Source organism: Stenotrophomonas sp. TWI587 (assembly GCF_039674145.1).
Taxonomy (GTDB): domain Bacteria; phylum Pseudomonadota; class Gammaproteobacteria; order Xanthomonadales; family Xanthomonadaceae; genus Stenotrophomonas; species Stenotrophomonas maltophilia_AY.
The window spans coordinates 59,542-78,828 of sequence record NZ_JBDJMW010000004.1 but is presented as its reverse complement, the minus strand read 5'-3'; the positions used below and the strand labels follow the sequence as shown (position 1 = coordinate 78,828).

The 19,287-nt window shown below is 66.7% G+C and carries 18 protein-coding genes; 4 read left to right on the top strand and 14 right to left on the bottom strand.

The genetic code is table 11. From position 1 onward, the window contains the following. Positions 1 to 446 precede the first annotated feature (446 nt). The 5 genes from ABE464_RS07930 to ABE464_RS07910 all read right to left on the bottom strand — a co-directional run bounded on the left by ABE464_RS07930 (position 447) and on the right by ABE464_RS07910 (position 8,298). The gene (locus ABE464_RS07930) at positions 447 to 3,269 is read right to left on the bottom strand and encodes a TonB-dependent receptor (protein WP_346471501.1); all 2,823 of its coding nucleotides are present in this window, start codon (positions 3,267 to 3,269) and stop codon (positions 447 to 449) included. Positions 3,270 to 3,711: 442 nt separating this feature from the next. Beyond that, positions 3,712 to 5,022 (bottom strand): ABC transporter permease, encoded by a 1,311-nt coding sequence (locus ABE464_RS07925; protein ID WP_346471500.1) that lies wholly within the window; start codon positions 5,020 to 5,022, stop codon positions 3,712 to 3,714. A 9-nt stretch (positions 5,023 to 5,031) separates the two neighbouring features. Next, a complete protein-coding gene (locus ABE464_RS07920; RefSeq protein ID WP_346471499.1) occupies positions 5,032 to 6,192 on the bottom strand; it encodes an FtsX-like permease family protein in 1,161 nt (386 codons plus the stop codon). Positions 6,193 to 6,206: 14 nt separating this feature from the next. Beyond that, on the bottom strand, positions 6,207 to 6,896 hold the full coding sequence (locus tag ABE464_RS07915; RefSeq protein WP_176990924.1) for an ABC transporter ATP-binding protein: 690 nt from the start codon (positions 6,894 to 6,896) through the stop codon (positions 6,207 to 6,209). Between the two features lie 166 nt (positions 6,897 to 7,062). After that, complete coding sequence (locus ABE464_RS07910) at positions 7,063 to 8,298, bottom strand: efflux RND transporter periplasmic adaptor subunit (protein WP_346471498.1); 1,236 nt, start codon at positions 8,296 to 8,298, stop codon at positions 7,063 to 7,065. 205 nt (positions 8,299 to 8,503) lie between these two features. On the opposite strand from ABE464_RS07910, the gene ABE464_RS07905 reads away from it, so the two are divergent. Genes ABE464_RS07905 through ABE464_RS07890 form a run of 4 tightly spaced genes read left to right on the top strand, consistent with a single transcriptional unit; the run spans position 8,504 to position 12,011 of the window. Continuing rightward, on the top strand, positions 8,504 to 9,403 hold the full coding sequence (locus tag ABE464_RS07905) for an ABC transporter ATP-binding protein (protein ID WP_346471497.1): 900 nt from the start codon (positions 8,504 to 8,506) through the stop codon (positions 9,401 to 9,403). Next, positions 9,400 to 10,170, top strand: coding sequence for an ABC transporter permease (locus tag ABE464_RS07900; RefSeq protein WP_346471496.1), 771 nt, complete (start codon positions 9,400 to 9,402; stop codon positions 10,168 to 10,170). The genes ABE464_RS07905 and ABE464_RS07900 overlap by 4 nt, the downstream gene beginning before the upstream one ends. A 6-nt stretch (positions 10,171 to 10,176) precedes the next feature. After that, positions 10,177 to 11,412, top strand: coding sequence for a sensor histidine kinase (locus tag ABE464_RS07895; RefSeq protein WP_346471495.1), 1,236 nt, complete (start codon positions 10,177 to 10,179; stop codon positions 11,410 to 11,412). After that, a complete protein-coding gene (locus ABE464_RS07890) occupies positions 11,409 to 12,011 on the top strand; it encodes a response regulator transcription factor (protein WP_346471494.1) in 603 nt (200 codons plus the stop codon). The genes ABE464_RS07895 and ABE464_RS07890 overlap by 4 nt, the downstream gene beginning before the upstream one ends. 37 nt (positions 12,012 to 12,048) lie before the next feature. Here ABE464_RS07890 and ABE464_RS07885 read toward each other — a convergent pair whose 3' ends face one another. The 9 genes from ABE464_RS07885 to ABE464_RS07845 all read right to left on the bottom strand — a co-directional run bounded on the left by ABE464_RS07885 (position 12,049) and on the right by ABE464_RS07845 (position 19,195). Next, a complete protein-coding gene (locus ABE464_RS07885) occupies positions 12,049 to 12,609 on the bottom strand; it encodes a cytochrome b/b6 domain-containing protein (protein ID WP_346471493.1) in 561 nt (186 codons plus the stop codon). After that, positions 12,606 to 13,718 (bottom strand): catalase family peroxidase, encoded by a 1,113-nt coding sequence (locus tag ABE464_RS07880; RefSeq protein ID WP_346471492.1) that lies wholly within the window; start codon positions 13,716 to 13,718, stop codon positions 12,606 to 12,608. The genes ABE464_RS07885 and ABE464_RS07880 overlap by 4 nt, the downstream gene beginning before the upstream one ends. A gap of 168 nt (positions 13,719 to 13,886) precedes the next feature. Continuing rightward, a complete protein-coding gene (locus ABE464_RS07875) occupies positions 13,887 to 15,254 on the bottom strand; it encodes a leucyl aminopeptidase family protein (RefSeq protein ID WP_346471491.1) in 1,368 nt (455 codons plus the stop codon). Positions 15,255 to 15,282: 28 nt separating this feature from the next. Beyond that, positions 15,283 to 15,993, bottom strand: a complete 711-nt coding sequence (locus ABE464_RS07870) for an HAD family hydrolase (protein WP_346471490.1) — start codon at positions 15,991 to 15,993, stop codon at positions 15,283 to 15,285. 64 nt (positions 15,994 to 16,057) lie between these two features. Next, complete coding sequence (locus ABE464_RS07865; protein ID WP_346471489.1) at positions 16,058 to 16,534, bottom strand: hypothetical protein; 477 nt, start codon at positions 16,532 to 16,534, stop codon at positions 16,058 to 16,060. 85 nt (positions 16,535 to 16,619) lie between these two features. Then, positions 16,620 to 17,711 (bottom strand): AI-2E family transporter, encoded by a 1,092-nt coding sequence (locus ABE464_RS07860; protein WP_346471488.1) that lies wholly within the window; start codon positions 17,709 to 17,711, stop codon positions 16,620 to 16,622. Positions 17,712 to 17,847: 136 nt separating this feature from the next. Further along, positions 17,848 to 18,324 carry a protein sip-5 gene (locus tag ABE464_RS07855; protein ID WP_346471487.1) on the bottom strand — a complete coding sequence of 159 codons (477 nt, stop codon included), beginning with the start codon at positions 18,322 to 18,324 and terminating at the stop codon, positions 17,848 to 17,850. Then, positions 18,321 to 18,821, bottom strand: coding sequence for a phage holin family protein (locus tag ABE464_RS07850; RefSeq protein WP_346471486.1), 501 nt, complete (start codon positions 18,819 to 18,821; stop codon positions 18,321 to 18,323). The genes ABE464_RS07855 and ABE464_RS07850 overlap by 4 nt, the downstream gene beginning before the upstream one ends. A gap of 8 nt (positions 18,822 to 18,829) precedes the next feature. Further along, positions 18,830 to 19,195, bottom strand: coding sequence for a hypothetical protein (locus tag ABE464_RS07845; protein ID WP_019185548.1), 366 nt, complete (start codon positions 19,193 to 19,195; stop codon positions 18,830 to 18,832). Between the last annotated feature and the right edge of the window lie 92 nt (positions 19,196 to 19,287).

Here is a 19,287-nt window from a genome sequence, read left to right as displayed (position 1 = left end):
CATCAAGCTGGGCGGATCAATGCTGAGCAGATCAAAGCCGCGCAGATCAAAAGCGAGTAGATCAAAAGCCGCAGCCGGAGTGCCGCATTTCCGTTGCGCACCAGCCCATTGTCAGAGGGAGGGCACGGGTGGGTTGGCGGGACCGTATGCCGCCATGGATGGCGGCATACGAGCTTACATGGACGTACTTGCAGCGGGTCCCGGCAACCCACCCGTGCCCGCCCAAGCCAGGGCGAGTCCAACACTAGAGGCTGTTGCTCTGAAAGCTGCTGCTCTGAAGGCTGTTGCTCTAGAAGCGTCGCTCTAAAGGCAGTCGCTCTAGAAGTCATCACTCCAAAACTGCAGAACCAAAAAAAAGACGGCGCCCGAAGGCGCCGTCTCACTTCCACTCGGCGGCTTGGAGAGAGTAAGCCGCAGATCAGAAAAGGATGATCAGGCGAACCCGATCAGAAACGCTGCTGATACTTCATGTACATGTAACGGCCGATATCGAACCCACCGTAGTACGTGAAACTGCTGTTCGGCTGGCTGTACATGATCGGACCCTGATGGTCGAACACATTGTTCACGCCCATCGACACCGTGCCATTCCACGGCAGCACATAACGCACCTGGATATCGTGGAACGTGTTCGAACCCACCTTGTTGATGCCCTGGCGGCCCGTGTACGCCGAACTGAAGCCCGGATTGCTGCACTCGGTCGTGTACGCACAGTTCTCCTTCATGCTGGAGTAGTAACGCGCCGTCCAGCCGAGGCCGAAGTTGCCGAACTGATAATCCACATTGACGTTCGAACGCACGCGGAAGTTGCCTTCCCAACCCGTGTACTGACGTACCGGCGTGGTGTCGACGTTATCGTTCTTGCGCTCCAGGTAATCCACGTACGTGGTATTCCAGGAGACCGCGAACTTGCCGATCGCCAGCTCCGGCAGACGGTAACGCACCGAGAGGTCATAGCCGGCCGTTTCCTGGTAGCCCGCGTTCAACAGCGTGCGGTCCAGACCGTTGACCTGACCGATCGTGCGGCCCGAACGGGCGCGCGTGAAGCGGTCGCACGCAGCGTCCACACCCAGCACGTAGCACTGGTTGAGCATGTCCGTGGCCGACTCACCGACGATCACGTCGTTGATGCGGATCTTCCACCAGTCCAGGCTCAGGTCCAGGCCCGAGACGAACTCCGGGCTGTAGACCACGCCCACGGTCCAGGTCTTCGCGGTTTCCGGCTTCAGTTCCGGATTGGAGCCCGAGCTGAAGTCCGTGCCACCCTGCTGGCCCGGCACCGTTGCGGTAGTGCCGTCAGCGGCGAGCTGGCGGAAGTTGGCCGGGACACCGTTGGCCAGGCAGCGTGCCAGCACCTGCGGGTTGTTGGCAGCCGCACCGAAGTTGGTGTCGCACGGATCGGTGTACGAATCGCGCGTGCTGGTGGTGCCGCCGTACAGATCTTCCACGGTCGGCGCACGGAAGCCGGTGCCGTAGGTGGCGCGCACCAGCAGGCTGTCGATCGGCTTCCACTTCAGGCCGAACTTGGTGTTCGTGGTCGAGCCGAAGTTGTTGTAGTCCGAATAACGACCGGCCATGTCCAGCGACAGCTCACGCGCGAAGGCCATGTCGGCCAGCAGCGGGACCTGCAGTTCCAGGTAGACCTCGTTGAGCGAGTAGTCGCCCTGGGTCGGCTGGCCGGTGGTGCCGGCGATCTGGCCGTTGCGGACCATCAGGTCCGGCGAGTAGCTGGCTTCTTCGCTGCGGTGTTCGACACCCAGTGCGCCCAGGATGTCACCGGCCGGGAGGCTGAACAGCGAGCCGGAGATGTTCGCGCTGGCCACCTTGGTGGTGCTCTGTATCGTGTCGGTGAAGCGGGTGAACAGGAAGTCCTGCACGTCCTGGTTGCTCAGCGAGCCCGGGCCGGTGTAGCCCATCGGGGCCAGCGGATTCCACGGGGTGCAGCCGGCGATCACGTTGCCGACGCTGCCACAATGGGCGACGTTGTTGGCATCCAGGAACGACGGGCCAACCGACTGGTTCACGTTCGGCTGGTACATGCTGCCCGTGCCGATGCGCTCGCCTTCATTGCGGTTGTACATGTAGCTGACGTTCCAGTCCCAGTACCGCGAACCGGTGTCGAAGCTGCCTTCCAGGCCCAGGCTGGCGCGCTTGGTGGTCAGGTTGTTCTCGGTGCCGCGCGGCAGCTCTTCGGTGCGGTGCGCGAAGGCCACATCGCGGCCGAACGGATTGAACGCGCTGTCCTTGGACAGCAGTGCACGCGAACCGGTGCTCTGGTACGGGTAGCCAGCCAGCTGCTTGCTCGACTCGCGCTCGCTGTACAGCGCATCGGCGAGCAGGCGCAGGTCATCGGTGATCGAGAAGCCACCGTTGGCGAACACCGACTTGCGCTGCAGACCGGTGAGCAGGCTCATGTTGGTCTTGGTGTTGGCGTCGTTGGCCCTGTCGGCCGGCTTGAAGTTGCCCAGCTGGGTGGGATCGCCGCCCGGGCCCACGCTGAGGTTGCTGCCGTTGACGGTCGCATAGCCCCACGGGGTGACGCCGCTCAGGCCGTCGCCTGTGTGGCGCGGGCCGTTCGGGTACGCGGTGAACGCACGCGTGCCGCCCAGGACCGGATCTTCGTCGGTGTACTCGCCACCCACGGTGACCCAGCCGCGGTCGAAGGTCTTGCCGAAGGTCGCGCTGTAGGCGGTCTTCTGGCCGTCGCCTTCGCTGTACTGGCCGACGTAGGCGCTGACTTCGGCACCGTCGAAGTTCTTGCGGGTGATGATGTTGACCACGCCGGCAATGGCGTCCGAGCCGTACAGGGCCGAGGCACCGTCGGTCAGTACTTCCACGCGCTCCACGATCGAGGACGGGATCGAGGCCAGATCGGAGTAACCGCCGGCGCTGACGCCCATGCGGCGGCCGTCGATCAGCACCAGGCTGCGTTCCGGGCCCAGGTTGCGAAGGCTGACGTACATGCCGCCGAAGTCGCGACCCGATTCCAGCGAGGAGGCACGGCTCATGCTCGGCGAACCGGCGGCGGTGACGTCCTGCAGGATATCGGCGACGTTGACGTAGCCCTTCTTCTCGATCTCGGCGCGGTTCAGCGCGACGACCGGCTGGGCCGATTCGACGCTGGCCTGGCGGATGCGCGAGCCGGTGATTTCGATGCGATCGAGGTTGGTGGTGCCGTCATCGGCACTCTGTGCGAAGGCGGGGGCACTGCAGCTGGCGACAAGCGCGATGGCGATCGCGTTGCGCAGCGGATTGGTCTTCAAATACATCCGTGCGTTTCTCTTTCTCTGTAAAAACATTCGCCCGTTCGGGCGGCGTGGGGAACAACACACCACGACGTGGGGGGCGGGAGTCTAATGACTTTTGAACATTTTTACTTTCATTTGAAAGCGTAAAAAGCGCTGTAAATGAATGGTCGCTGACAAAAACACCCATTCAGAGGAAACCTTTTTCACCTCGCCATGCTGCGCAGGAAAAAACGTCGCGCTGTGTCGGGCAGAGGCACCGATAGCGGCGAGGTTCGCGGCAACTTGAGCGCGTGCGACATCGCGTCGCAGCGTGCGTACAGCCGCGCAACGACGTGTTCGTGCGACAACTAAACGCGCAGTGAATACGGCAGGCAAAAAAAGAACCGCACTCTTGCAAGTGCGGTTCCTGGCTTGCTATTTCGCGTGCGCGGTCACGCGCACGCGCGTTGTTCAAACGTGTCGCTCAGGTCTCGCGCAACGCCGTGGTGATCGGCAGACGTGCGGCACGCAACGCCGGGAACAGGCCGCCCACCAGACCGATGCCGAGTGCCCACTTCAGGCCCGTCCACAACAGCTGTGGCGATACCTGGAACTGGAACACGACCTGGCTGAAGTTGTTGCCCAGCGTGGAGACCGTGTAGTTGTTGAACACCAGCCACGCCACCAATCCACCGAGCAGGCCGCCGAGCAACGCCAGCAGCATCGTCTCCAGCATCACCGCGGTCACCACCGGCACGCCGCGGAAGCCGATCGCCCGCATCGTCGCGATCTCGCGCGCACGGGTGGCCACGGCGGCGTACATGGTGTTGAGCGCACCGAACACCGCGCCGATCGCCATGATCGCGCCGATCACCGTGCCCAGGATGCTGATCAGCTTGCTCAGGCCGCCGGACTGCTTGCGGTAGTAGTCGCGGGTGGTCTCCACGTCCAGTTTCAGGCGCGGGTCGGCCTCCATGGCGTCCTTGAACTGCTGGAAGCCCGCCGCCCCCTCGGTGCGCACATTGACCGACTGATACGCACTGCGGTTGTAGGTGGTGGACAACGTCTGCGTGTCCGACCACAGCTCCGACTCGTGCACATCATTGGAGGCGAACACGCCCACCACGGTCCATTCCTGCTTGCCCAGTTGCAGGGTCTTGCCGATCTCCAGGCCCTCGAACTGCGCCTGCGCGCCCTTGCCGACCACGATCTCGCGCAGCCCGGGTTTGAACTTGCGGCCCGCGATGATGCGCACGTTGTCGCGCACTGCCCACGCCTGCTCGCCGACGCCACGGAACTGCACGTTGGTATCGCTGTGGTCGCTGCGCGAGAGCAGGCTGATCACCTGCGACAGCTCGGCGGAGATCAGCGGCTTGCCATCGCTTCCGCGGGCCACGCCGGGCAGGTTCTCGATCAGCGGGACCTGGTCGCGCATGATCACCGAGTTGGTTTCCGCCTGTGAGCCGCCGCGCAGCACGATCGCCACGTCATCGCTGCCGCTGCGCTCCAGGGTGGCTTTGAAACCGTCGCCCATGGCCAGCATCGCCACCAGCACGCCGACCACGCCGGCGATGCCCACCACGATCACCGAGGAGGCACCCCACCGCTGTGGCAGGCTGGCGATGCCGATACGCGCGGCGGCGAGTGACAACCGGCCGCTGCGCGTCAGGACCAGCCAGGCGGCCAGCAGCACGGCGATCGCCAGCACCATCCACCATGGCAGCACGATCCACACCACCAGGGCGACCAGCAGCGCCACGACGGTCAACACATTCCACATCCAGTGCGTTTTCATGGGGTCTCCTCAGCGGCCGGCCAGTGCATCGACAATCTTCAACCGCTGCGCGCGCAACGCCGGCAGCAGGCCCACCACGATTCCGATCACCGCCATCAGGCACAGCGCAACCACCCACGTCTGTGCCGGTACGCCGGGCAGGCTGATCATGCCCTGGCTGCTGGCGCTGATCACCGGCATCACGATCGAGGCCAGGCCCATGCCGATCAGCCCGCCGAGCACGATCAGCAGCACCGACTCGACCATCACCAGCACCAGCACGGTGCCGTCCTTGAAGCCGAGTGTCTTGAGGATCGCCAGCTCCGGGATGCGCTCGCGCACGGCCTGGGCCATGGTGTTGCCGGTCAGCAGCACCAGGGTGAAGAACACCGCGGCCATGATGCCGGTGACGATCAGGCCGATATCGGCGAACTGCTTGGCGAAGGCCTGTGAGAACGAAGCCTCGGTCTGCGACTTGGTTTCGTGATCGGAGTTCAGCGACAGCGCATCGATCGCCTGGGCCACGCGCGAGGCGTGCGCGGGGTTCTCCAGCTGCACGGTATAGAAGCTGACCTGGTTCTTGATGTAATCGTTGGATTCATCGAAGTAGCTCCAGTGCAGCAGCAGCTGATTCTCCGCACCGGCGTTGTTGCGGTCCTTGGCCCGGTAGATGCCGCTCAGTTCCAGCGGCCAGTCGTTGCTGCCCTTGCGCGGGAAGATCGTGGCCTGCATCGGAATGGTGTCGCCCACCTTCCAGCCGAAACGCTTGGCCAAGGCTTCACCGACCAGCGCACCGGTGCGGGTGTTCTTGAACGCCTCGGCCTGCTCGGGCGCCAGCTCGAACTCCGGATACAGGTCCATGTAGTTGTCCGAGACCGAGAAGCTCGGGAAGAAGTTCTTCTGATCCTGGTAGATGCCGCCGAACCACATGGCGTAGTTCACCTTGCGCACGCCCGGGGTGGCTTCGATATCGCGCAGCAGCCGCAAGGGCAGACTCTGGGTGATCGACAGCTTGGAGGAGACCACCAGCCGCTTGGCGCCTTCGATGGTGTCACCGCCTGAGTTGAATGCCACGCGGACTGAATCGAGCATGCCGAACAGCAGGAAGGCCGCCACCACCGACAGCAACGTCAGCAGGGTGCGGGTCTTGCTGCGGAACAGCTGTGCCCAGACCAGCGAGAAATATTTCATCGCCGCATCCTCCGTCAGTGAGCCGCTGGCGCGTCGGCCAGTTCGCCCTTGTCCAGGTGCACCGTGTGCGTGGCGTACTCGGCGGCCTTGGGATCATGGGTGACCATGATGATGGTCTTGCCGTGTTCGCGGTTGAGCTGCTGCAGCAGCCCCAGGATCTCCTCGGCGGACTGGCGGTCCAGGTCGCCGGTGGGCTCATCGCAGATCAGGAAGGTCGGGTCGGAGACGATCGCGCGGGCGATCGCCACGCGCTGCTGCTGGCCACCGGACAGTTCGTTGGGGCGGTGGCTGCGGCGGTCGGCCAGGCCGACCAGGGTCAGCGCGATCTCGGCATTGCGCTTGCGCTGCGCTGCGCCCAGGTGCGTGAGCAGCAGCGGCAGCTCCACGTTCTTCTGCGCGGTCAGCATCGGCATCAGGTTGTAGAACTGGAACACGAAGCCGACGTGGTGGCTGCGCCAGGTCGAGAGCTGGCCGCCGCTCATGCGGTCGATGCGCTCGCCTTCGATCTCGATCTCACCGCCCGTGGGCGTATCCAACCCGCCGATCAGGTTCAGCAGGGTGGTCTTGCCCGAGCCGGACGGGCCCATCAACGCGACGAAATCGCCGGACTGGATGTCCAGGTCGATGCCGTGCAGCACCTGCACTTTCTCGGGGCCGCGCTGGTAGGTCTTGGTGATGTTGCGGAGCGAAACCAGGGTGGACATGGGTGGTTCTCCGTGGATCGGTAAGAAGGGGCATACGGCACGCCCGGGCGTACGCCCCCGGGGTTCGCGGTGACAGGCAGCGGCCACCGTGCGCGCCGTGATGGCACGAGTGAATCGCACTTGCCGCGAGCATCAGCGTGGCTCGCGTACTGCAGTTCTGGCCCCGTCAGGGGGTTTCGGTGACCTTGCTGCCGTCATGGAGCTCGGCCGGTGGCGTGGTCACCACGACCTCGCCGGCACTCAGGCCCTGGGTGACCTGGCGGTCGTTGTTGAGCGTGGTGCCCACGGTGATCGCGCGCTGCTCCACCCGCGCATCGTCCTTGACCACGAAGGCAACGGTCTTCTGCTCACGCTCCACGATCGCCGAAGCCGGCACGCGCACGCCCTGCGGCTTGGCCGTTTCGGCCGGCTTGGCGCTTTCCAGGAAGCTGACCCGCACGCCCATCTCCGGCACGATGCGCGGGTCCTTGGTCTTCAGGGCTACACGCACTTTCACCGTGGCCTTGCCGCGGTCGGCGGTCGGGATGATCGCGATCACCTCGGCGGGAATCTTCCAGTCCGGGTAGGCGTTGAGGGTGGCTTCGACCGGCATCTTCGGCTGCACGCGGCCGATAAAGGATTCGCCGACTTCGACTTCGATCTCCAGCGAATCCATGTCAACGATGGTGCCGATGCCGGTCCGGGTGAACCCACCGCCCGCCGACAATGGCGAGACGATTTCGCCCGGCTGCGCGGCCTTGGCGGTGACCACGCCAGAGAACGGCGCGCGCACGATGTTGTTGTCCACGCCGAGGTCGGCGATCGCCAACGAATCACTGGCCACGGTGGTGTTGCGCTGGGCAGTCTTGAGCTGGGCGCGCAGGTTGTCGCGCTGGGCGATGGCCAGGTCGTACTGCGAGCGCGAGACCAGCTGCTGGCCAACCAGTGCCTGCAGACGGCCGGCTTCGGCATCGGCCTGGGCCACCTGCGCCTGCAGCCCGGCGAGCTGGCTGCGCGCCGCCTCCAGCTGCGAGGCCGAGAGGCTGCGCTGGGCGTTGGCATCGATCGGGTCGAGCGTGGCCATCACCTGGCCCTCTTCCACGCGCATGCCTTCCTCGATCATCACCTCACGCACCTTGCCGGTGATCTTGGCCGAGACGGTGGCCATGCGCCGGGCGACCACGTAGCCGCTGGCGTCGAGCACCGAGCTGCTGGCGCCGCCCTGCTGGATCGCCACCACGGGCGCGGTGGTCACGGCGATCGGGCGCTCGCGACCGAGCACGAACCAGGCCAGGCCGGCCAACACAATGAGAAGGACGATCGCCAGCACGATCCAGCGGCCACGTCGCGGGGGCGACGGGGGCGGCGAACCGGCCTTGCGGTCGATGCGGAGTTCCTTGAGCAGTTCAGCGGATGCGTTCATCGTGAGTCTGGACGTGGAATCGGGCCGAGTGTGACCGCATCGGCGGCCGAGGGGCAAACCAGCGCGGTGGCCGGGATGGTCCACAGCATGCCCGGTGGCTTGGCGCGGCGGCAGTGACAGCTGTCACCTGCATGGGCTGACGACGGCCACTGGGGCGGCCGCGGCCAGCGGCAGAAGCTGTGGGTGTCCTCTCCGGGAGTCCGTCATGCCCATCTCCACCGCCTCGCCCCTGGCCCGTCTGCAGGACGTCCAGGTCCACTACGGTGATGTCGCCGCCCTGAAGGGCGTGAGCTTCTCGTTGCACCGCGGCGAAGTGCTGGCGCTGCTGGGCCGCAACGGTGCCGGCAAGAGCACCGCCATTTCCCTGTTGCTGGGCCTGCGCCGGGCCGACGCGGGCCGGGTCGAGCTGCTCGGCGGCGACCCGCAGGACCGTGATCGCCGTGGTGGTATCGGGGTGATGCTGCAGGCGACCGCGTTGCCGCCGGTGCTGCAGGTGCGTGAGCTGATCGATCTGGCGCGCACCTGCTATGCCGATCCGCGCTCGCTGGAGGACTGCCTTGCGCTGGCCGGGTTGACCGAGCTTGCCCGGCGTCGCTATGGGAAGCTGTCCGGTGGTCAGCAGCGCCGCGTGCAGTTCGCCATCGCGCTGTGCGGACGGCCGCAGTTGTTGTTCCTCGATGAGCCGACCACCGGCCTGGACATCCAGGCGCGGCAACAGCTCTGGCAGGCGATCCGGCAGCTGGCGGCTGAAGGCTGCGGTGTCCTGCTGACCACGCATTATCTGGAAGAAGCCGAGGCGCTCGCCCACCGTGTGGTGGTCATCGAACAGGGCCGGGTGCTGGCCGATGGTCCGCTGGCGCAGTTCCGCCAGCAACTGGCGCCGCGTCGCATTCGCTGCCGCAGCGCGCTGGATGTGGAAGCGTTGAAGACCTGGCCGGGCGTGCGCGAGGCGGTCCGCGATGGCCTGCGCCTGCAGCTGCTGGCCGAACCGGCCGAGCCGGTGGTCGCGCGTCTGCTTGCCGAAGATCCGCAGCTGCAGGACCTGGAGGTGCATGGCGGCGGCCTGGCCGACGCCTTCGTTGAACTGACCCGGGAGGCCGCATGAACACCGTAACTGAAACCGCCCCCGCCACGCCCGCCCGCGCGCCGGCTTGGCCGATCTACCGCGCCGAAATCGTGTGCGAACTTCGCCGAGCCTGGCGCTACCCGGGCTTCGTGCTGCCGTCGCTGCTGTTCCCGGTGTTGTTCTATTCCTTGTTCGGTGTGCTGCTCGGTCGCGGCCAGGCCTCGATCTATCTGCTCGCCACCTACTGCGTGTTCGGTGCGATGGCTCCGGCGCTGTTCGGCTTCGGCGTGCAGTTGGCGCTGGATCGCGAGGGCGGCCTGCTCACGCTCAAGCGCGCGTTGCCGATGCCGCCGCTGGCTCCCTTGCTCGCCCGCCTGTTGATGGCCGTCCTGTTCGCGGTGCTGGTGGCGATGCTGCTGATCGCGGTGGCGACTGGCGCAGGTGTGGCCGTCACTCCGAGCGCTGCACTTCATCTGCTGGCGGTCGCGGCATTCGCGGCATTGCCGCTGGGTGCGATCGGCCTGCTGATCGGCAGCCATGTCAGTGCCAACGCGGCGCCGGCGGTCGTCAACCTGGTCTACCTCCCGTTGGCCTTGCTGTCCGGGTTGTGGCTGCCGCTGTCGATGCTGCCGTCGTTGTTCGGCACCCTGGCGCCGCTGTGGCCGACCTGGCACCTGGCCCAGCTGGCGCTGCCAGCGGTCGGCCAGTCAGCGCAGGGCAGTGCCTGGGTGCATATCGCCGTGCTGCTCGGCATCACCGCCGTCGCCCTTGGGCTGGCACGCCGACGCCTGCGGCGCATCGGCTGAAGTGGCATGATCGCGCCTGATCGCCCTGCCTTGGAATCGTTCGTGTCATCGAGTCGGCTCGCCTCCCTGTTGCGTCCCGCGCCGGATTCGGCCGTGGCCGATAACCTGCGGCGCGGCAAATCGCCGTGGGTGAATGCGATCCACCTGCTGTGGACGCTGTGGGTGTTCCTGACACCGCTGTTCGGCAGTGGCTACACCTGGCGTTGGGCGGCCCTGACCCTGCTGACCTACCCGGTGTTCCTCGCGCTGTACGCCGGTGTCCTGCTCGCCCCGCGTTGCCACGCGCCGCGCTATGCACTGTCGATGGTGGTGCTGGGGTTGGTGCCGCTGGCGTGGTATCCCTCGGCGGTCAGCTACTTCATCTTCGGCTGCGTCACCCTGCGCGTCTCGCGCCGCAGTGGTTATGGGCGCTATCTGCTGAAGCTGGTGGGGTTGAACGCGCTGTTCGTGGTGGTGGGCTTGTTGGCCCACTACCCGTGGCAGGCGCTGATCTGGATCCCGAGCATGGCGATGATCATCAGCCTGGTGGTCAATTTCGAAACTGCCAGTCATGAACAGGATGCGGCGCTGCAGCTGTCGCAGGATGAAGTGCGTCGGCTGGCGGCGACCGCCGAACGCGAGCGCATCGGCCGCGATCTGCACGATCTGCTGGGGCACACATTGTCGTTGATCACCTTGAAGCTGGAACTCTCGCGCAAGCTGGCCGATCGCGATCCGGATGGCTCGCGCCGCGAGGTGGAGGAGGCCGAAACCATCGCGCGGCAGGCGCTGGCCGAGGTGCGCAGCGCGGTCACCGGTATCCGCGCCAGCGATCTGGCAGCCGAACTCGCGTCGGCCCGGTTGCTGCTGGAGTACCAGCATGTGCATCTGCACTACGCGCCGCCGCCGCCGATGCCGGTTGATATCGAGCGTGCGCTGTCACTGGTCCTGCGTGAGGCGGTCACCAATATCGCCCGCCATGCACAGGCGCGGCAGGCGTGGATCACCTTCGAGCAGGACGGGCGCAGTCTGTTGATGCAGATCCGCGATGACGGGCGCGGTGGCGTCCACGTTGATGGGAACGGGTTGACCGGCATGCGCGAACGCGTCGCTGCACTGCGTGGCACCCTGGCGGTGCAGTCGGCGAAAGGGGAGGGCACCTGCGTGACGGTGCGGGTCACCTTGCCGGCCGCGACCACCGCGGTGGCGGCGCCCGTGGAGATGCCGACAGCACCGTCGCTGCCGGCCGGGGGCGCATCATGATCCGGATCCTGCTGGCCGAAGACCAGGCAATGGTGCGTGGCGCGTTGTCAGCGCTGCTCGGGCTGGAACCGGATATCGAGGTGCTGGGCAGTGCAGCCGACGGCGAGGCCGCATGGCGGATGCTGCAGCAGCTGCAGCCGGACATCCTGGTCACCGACATCGAAATGCCCGGGCTGTCCGGGCTGGAACTGGCACAGCGGATCGCCCGCCAGGGCCTGCCGATCAAGGTGGTGATCGTCACCACGTTCGCGCGCTCGGGCTTCCTGCGCCGTGCGCTGGATGCCGGTGTCTGCGGGTATCTGCTCAAGGATGCCCCGGCCGAACGCCTGGCCGATGCGCTGCGCCAGGTGCAGCACGGTGGTCGCGCGATCGACCCGCAACTTGCGCTGGATGCGTGGTCGCAGGCCGATCCACTCAACGATCGCGAGCGCCAGGTGCTGCGCCTGTCCGGCGACGGCCGCTCGGCCAGCGAGATCGCCACGCAGCTCGGTCTCTCGCACGGTACGGTGCGCAACTACCTGTCCGAGTGCATCGGCAAGCTCGGCGTGGCCAACCGCATCGAAGCGTATCGGCTGGCGCGGCAGAAGGGCTGGTTGTAACGCGGTCGGTGACTACCAGGACGCGAGGCAGCCTGATTCATCCGGCATCGTCGTTGCGCTCTTTCTGCGGCCCCTTCGCCATCGCCTGGAACACGCCATCGCGGCGCACCCACAGATGGAACAGCGCCGCCGACAGGTGCATCACCACCGTGGCGAACAGCACATAGGCGAGCAGGCTGTGCGCATTGCGCAGCGCCGCGTACAGCGCCGGGTTGTGCGGCAGGATCGCCGGCAGGTGGACGCCGCCGCCCATGACGATCGGGTAGCCGCCAGCGGAGAGCATGCCCCACCCAACCAGCGGCATGGCCAGCATCAGCCCGTACAACACCCAGTGCGAGGCATGCGCGGCCGCGGCCTGCCAGGCGGGCAGGTCGGCCGGCAGCGGCGGTGGGCGATGCCGCAGGCGGTTGTACAGGCGCACCAGCACCAGCAGCAGGATCGCGATGCCCAGTGGTCGATGCAGATCGATCAGCATCGGGCGCCAGTGCAGTGACGCGACCATGGTCACGCCGACGAACAGCATGGCCAGGATCATCGCCGCCATCAGCCAGTGCAGGACTCGCGCGAGGAGATTGAAATGGCCGGCATCACGGTTCATCGCGCACCTTCCTTGCCCGTGGCGGCGGGCGCTTTGCCGCTGGCGATCTCGCGCTCGCGGCGATTGAACGATTGCGAATACACCGCCGAGCGTGCCGCCAGGATCGGATCATCCGTGCCGGCCACGCCGCTGGGCAGGATCAACGGATCGTAGTTGAGGTCGCGGCAGGCACCTGTGGCCTGCGGCTGCATGCTGCTCAGGGTCAGCGTGCCGGCCTTCACCTGGCGGCGGTCTTCCGGCCAGACCTGCGAGGGGTCGTTGATCGGGTCACTGTCACTCGCGATCGTCACCCACATGTCCCAGCGCACCGGGCCCTGCGCCAGTCGTTGTGCGAACTCCTCGCTCAGGAAATCATCGTCGGACTGCGCACGCTGTTCCGGCGTCATGTCTTCGAACGGCGCCTGCGGGCGCATGCTCCAGCGCACGAAGCGGTGGCTGCCATCGGCCGCGGTGAAGCGGAAGCTGTTGACGCCGTTGTAGGCGGTGTTGGCCCAGCTGTTCGACCACGGGGCGGTCTTGGCCCACTGCTGGAAGGCCCGCGCGGACGGGTACTTCTCCAGCACCGCCGCCATCTTCGCCGGGTCGGGTTTACCCGTGGCCGGGTCCGGCGTACCGGCGCGGGTCTGTTCCAGGAACGCCTCGGCGGTGGGCACCGCGAAGAACGGGAAACTGTTCATCGCCATTCGCCATTCCTGGCCGTCGTCGCTGACCAACTGCAGCGCCATGCTGCGCACGCGGGCCTTGTTGTCGGCGCCATGAGGGTCACCGCCGCCGATCGAGAGGCGGCCCAGTACCGGTACCTGGCGCTGGCGGAATACGCGTGCCGAGCTCAGTGCCGCGCCTTCCGGCGTGCCCTGGAACACACCACTGACGCAGACGCCTTTGGTGTGGGCGCGACGGAAGCCGGGCTGCGGTGGCCCCGTCGCCTCGATGGCATCGGTGAAGGTCTGCGCGGTGACGCGGTCGCGGCCGATCCAGCCGGCCAGCCAGGCAAAGGCCAGCACCAGGCCGCCGGCGATCAGGGCGATCAGCGCGATCCACAGCAACGGTGAGGGGGGGCGTGGGCCGCCCGGTTCGCGACCAGCGCGGGTATAGCCGAAAAGCGACATGTCCGGATTCCTGCCTTCACGATGCGTGTGGGTGGGCGACAGCGGGCATCGTCGCAGAACACGGCGCAAGCCGATATTCACATTTTCGACAACTCTTCAAAAACGACGATCCCCGCCGGGGCGGGGATCATGTGGTTCAGCGCGTGCCGGGCAGTACTCGGCCGTGCCTCAGGCGTAACGCGTCTTCAGCATCGCCCACGCCGAACGCAGCGCCAATGCCTCGCCGCCAGCCGGGCGGCCCGGGCGCTCGCCGTCGTTCCAGGCGTACACATCCAGGTGTGCCCAGGTCTGGCCTTCCGCGATGAAGCGCTCCAGGTACAGCGCGGCGGTGACCGAGCCGGCCATGCGCGAACCGGCATTGGCCAGATCCGCGATGTTGCTGTGCAGGTAGCGCAGGTACGGGCGCCACAGCGGCATGCGCCAGACCGGATCGCGCACCGATTCGCCGGCCTGCAGCCACTGCTGGGCCAGGGTGTCGTCGTTGCTGAAGAGCGCCGGCAGGTCCGGACCGAGCGCGATGCGGGCCGCGCCGGTCAGGGTGGCGAAATCGAGCACGATCTCCGGCTGCTGCTCGCTGGCATAGGTCAGTGCATCGGCAAGGATCACGCGGCCTTCGGCGTCGGTGTTGTCGATCTCGATGCTCAGGCCCTTGCGGGTGGCGATCACTTCGCCCGGGCGGAACGCATCCGGACCGATCGCGTTTTCCACCGCCGGGATCAGCAGGGTCAGCTGCACCGGCAGCTGCTGGGCCATGATCAGCCCGGCCAGGCCCAGCGCATGCGCGGCGCCGCCCATGTCCTTCTTCATGTTGCGCATGCCATCGCCCGGCTTGATGTCCAGCCCGCCGGTATCGAAGCACACGCCTTTGCCGACCAGCGCAACGTGCGGCTGGCCTTCATTGCCCCAGCGCAGCACGATCAGGCGCGGCGCGCGATGCGAGGCGCGGCCCACGGCATGGATGGACGGGAAGTTCTGCTCCAGCAATGCATCGCCGGTGATCACTTCGATCTGCGCGCCGTGGGCGGCAGCCAGTTCACGCGCGGCGTCTTCGAGCTGCTGCGGGCCCATGTCTTCGGTCGGGGTATTGACCCAGTCACGCACGCGCAGGCTGGCGGCGATCACGTCGCGCACTTCGGCCGAGGGCGTGGCGGCCAGCTGCGCCGGCGCGCGGTTCGGTTTGCGATAGCGCGCGAAGCGGTAGCTGCCCAGGCTCCAGCCGAGCTGCAGCAGGGTCTCGATCTCCGGTGCCAGCGCATCGGCCGGCGCCCAGACGGTGCCTTCCGGCAACGCGAACGGCGCATGCGCGTAGCTGTAGACATCCCCCGGGTCACCCACGCCGACGATGGCGCCGGCCAGGCCGTGCTCGCCCGGCAGCAGGACCACGCTGCCACCGCTGCCGTTGAAGCGCTGCGCATCCAGCCACGCGCCCAGCGCGTCCGACTGCTGCGCGCGCCAGCCGGCGTACTGTTCGCGGGTCATCACGTGCAGCGGCAGTGCGTTGCGCGTTTCGGAAGTGAAACCGTTGATCTGGGACATGGGACTCGAGTGCTCCTTGGGCGGCGGCTTACGCGCGCTGGACGGATGCGTTTGCATCCAGCCAGTCGGCCAGCCCGGTCAGGGTGTCGAACTGCAGATCGGGCTGCAGTGAAGGGTGGGTCCAGGTGTGTTCTTCGCGGTTGATCCAGCAGCCGCGCAGACCGGCCTGCATCGCCCCGACCACGTCCATCTCGGCGTGGTCGCCGACGTGCAGGACCTGGCCAGGCGCAACGCCGAGCCGGTCGCAGGCGGCGTGGAAGATGCTGGCGGCCGGCTTGGCCGCACCGTGCTCGCGTGAGCCGAGCTGGAAGGTGAAGTGGTGGGACACGCCGATCCGCTGCAGGTCGGCATTGCCGTTGCTGAGCGCGGCGACCGGCACGCGCGCGGCGATCCGGGCCAGCGCCTCCATCGCATCCGGGTAGAACTCCACCTGGTTGCGCGCGGCGTAGAACGCCTCGTAGGCCGGTTCCAGCAGCGCCGGATCGGCGCCGCTTTTCTCCAGCGCCTCGCTCAGCGTCAACCGGCGCAGCGCGCTGAGGTCGTAGTGCAGGTGCGGGTTGTCATGAAAGGAGCGCTCGCGCAGTTCGCGCATCGCCGCCACCGGGTACATCGCGGCGGTGGCGGGGCTGTGCTGGAGCATCCACTCGTACAACACCTGGTCGATGCGGGCGCCGATGGGGGCGAACGGCCACAGGGTGTCGTCGAGGTCGAGGGTGATGGCTTGGACGGGGAAATTCACCCCGCCATTCTACGCCTGCGCGCGCAGGCTTTCATGGCGCGCGCAGGCAGTGCAGGGCAGTCCTTCAGCGCGGGTCGTAAGAACAGGTGATGGCTGCCTGGCCCTCGTCCTGCCGCACGCTCAGGTCGTGGCGGCCCACTTCCAGCGTGTAGTCGCCGGCTTCATTGCGCGGAATCTTCGCCAGCGCTGCGACCTGGTCGATACCGGCCGTGCTGAAGTAGGCGGTATAGCTGTCGATGCTGTCCTCGCCGCTGGCGCCGTCGTACAGGTGCAGGCGGTTCACCGGCTGGCCCAGCACGAGCAATGGCGTGGTCAGCGCATACTCGCCATCGGACAGTTCGCCGTACGCCTGCAGCTCGGTCGGCTTGAGCACCTTTGCCAGCGCGGCGAACTGCGCAGGCGTCAGGTGACGCTTGCAGGTGACCGCCTCGATCAGCTGGCGGCTGGCCACCTCGGCGCTGGGTGGGGGAGCGGCCAACGTCGGGGCAGCAAGGGAGACAAGGCCGGCGAGGGCGAGGCAACGGGCAGCGAAGGAAGACATCAGGGTCGGGATCCATCCGAAAAGGTGCCGGTATTCTGGCAGCACCGCGGATCGCGCGGCCAGCCGTAGCCCTGGCTTTGACTGCTTATTCCAGCAGCTTGGCCCAGCCCTGGGTGCCATCCAGGCGCGCCAGCACCAGCTTGATGCAGACCAGCAGCGGCACTGCCAGCAGCAGGCCGATCATGCCCCACAGCCAGCCGAACACCATCAGGGCCAGGATCAGAATCAGTGGCGAGATCGCCATCTGCCGGCCGAGCACGATCGGGGTCACGACCTGGCCCTCGATGGTATGCAGCGCGAGATAGCACGCCGCCGGCAGCAACGCTTTGAAGGGATCACTGAACTCCACGAAGCCCATCAACAGCATCAGCGCCACGCCGATCAGCGGACCCACGTAGGGCGCGAAATTCAGCAGCGCGGCCACGGTGCCCCATAGCAGTGCCTCCTGCAGCGAGATGCCGAGCAGCAGCAGGATGCCGGAGAACACCAGGCCGACCAGCGTGTTGATCACCGTGATGGTCAGGACATAGCGGGACACCTCACGTTCGATCGAACGCAGGATGTCCGTAGTGAACCGTTGCTGCTGACGGCTGGGGAACAACGCGATCGCGTGCTTCTGCAGGCTCTGCCCGTAGATCATGAAGAACAGGGTCAACAGCACCACCGCCAGCACCGAGGCGGCCAACCGGGGTGCCCGGGTCAGTACCTTGTAGGGATCATCGAGCTGGGTGCGCACGATCTGCACCCGGCGGCTGCCTTCGCCACCGGCCACGCGCGCGAAATTCTCGGCGGCCTGGTTGGCCTGCTGCACCGGCTTGGTCAGGTTCTGCACCTGACGGGCGACCTTGCGCAGCTGCTGCGGTGCTTCCTGGGCCCACTCCATTGCCGGGCCGACCAGCTGCACACCCAGTGCGGCGGCGCCGCTCAAGCCAACGCCGAGCACCAGTACCGCGCCAAGGAAGCGGGGAATCCAGATCTTCTGCAGCATCCGCAGGATCGGGTTGCCGACCAGCGCGAAGAACATCGCCAGCAGGATCGGCAGCACCACGTCCTGTGCCGCCCACAGAGTAAAGGCCACGGCCAGCGTGGCCAGGATGACCAGCGACATTGGCGCGCGCGGACGCGGCGGGGGCGGTGCGACGACGGCTTCGGCGGAAGGAGGAACCGGAACGCTCATGCGGGTCGCACACTGGAAAGGAGCGCCATTATTGGGCAAGCCGGGTGCGCGTGGCGTGTGGGGGGCGTGCAGGTGAAGAAAGGCCCCGTGGCGTGCGCCGCAGGGCCTTCAGAAGATGCGTGTGACCGCGATGCGATCAACGTTCGGACAAGTCCGTGGCGGCCTCGGCCGGCTGCGGCTGGTTTGGCGACGCTGATTCGGCGCGCCGTTGCGGGTTGAGCCGCGGCGTTGTCGGGGCCGCTGCCGCCGGCGCAGCCTGACGTGGCACTTCATCGGCCGCGTCATCCACTTTGTCGGCGGCCTGTTCGGCGGTATCGGCCGCTTCACTGGCCTGCATCGAGGCAAACGCCGCCTGCGTGCTGGCCACCAGGTTGGAGACCGAGCCGATCATCTGCAGCCAGCGTGCGCCCTGCACTTTCGCGCCCAGGCCGGTCGGCTCCAGCTTGCCGGCCAGGAAGCCACCGGCCAGACCCACAGTGATGATGCGCAATGGTGTCCATCCGGTACGCCAGACGGTGCTGAGGGTGGACCAGCTGCTGCGGGTTTTCTCCACCCGCACCGCCACCACCAGCTCGGCGCGCTGGACGCGTTGCCGCAAGGCTTCGAAGTTCATCGCTTCACCCCTGTGGTGTCGACGTCGGCATCGGGATCTTCATCGCTGGGTTCGTCATACAGGCCCAACCGCGACAGCTGGCGGCGGGTGGCATGCATGCCGGTATGGCGGAAGAAGAACGACACCCGCCACATCGAATAGCCGGTCACCAGCAGGCTCACGATCGAGGTGATCAACAGCGAATGGAACCAGGACAGGCCCCAGCGCTGCATCAGGGCGATCAGCGTACCGGCCAGCAACAACCAGGCCGATGCACCGAACACGATCGCCACCCCGGCCCAAGCAAGTGCCCGGCCAAACGCGCTGCGCGCCAGGGCGAAGTCGGCCGAGGCCAACCGTCGCAGGGAGCGCAGCGTGTGCTTGGCCGAATCGACCGTCTCACGGCCGGCCTCACCGACCTGGCGGATGCTCTCGTCCAGGCGGGGTGCTTTTTCACCGCTGTCCGGTGGCGGGGTATCCGCGCCACCGGAGGCGGTCGACTGGGCTTGATCGCTCACGCCGCTGCTTACTTGTCGCCGCCGCTGCGGGCCAGCTTGGCGATGATCCAGCCAGCCGCGAAGGCCACGCCGAAGGAGGCAAGCGGACGCTCACGGATCAGCTCGGCGGCGCTGTCGACCAGGTCCTTGCCCTTGTCCATCAGTGCATCAACCTGTTCCTTGGCGGCGGCACCACCAAACTCGGCTGCGGCGAGGCCGGACAGCGCGGTATCGGACAGTTCGGCCTTGACGTTGGCCTTGCCGATGCGCAGCTCATCACCGGCAGCACCGGTGGCGCCCTTGATGGCACCGCCGGCAGCGGTGGCGGCCGACTTCAGGTGCGAGCCGGCTTCGCCCAGGTGTTCCTTCAGGTTCTCGGTATTGGTGGGGCTCATCGTGTATCTCCTGCTGTGCGATGGGGAAGGTGACCGCGGACGATCCGACGGCAACGAACACAAGGTAATAGCACCGGCCGGGTGTAAGCGAC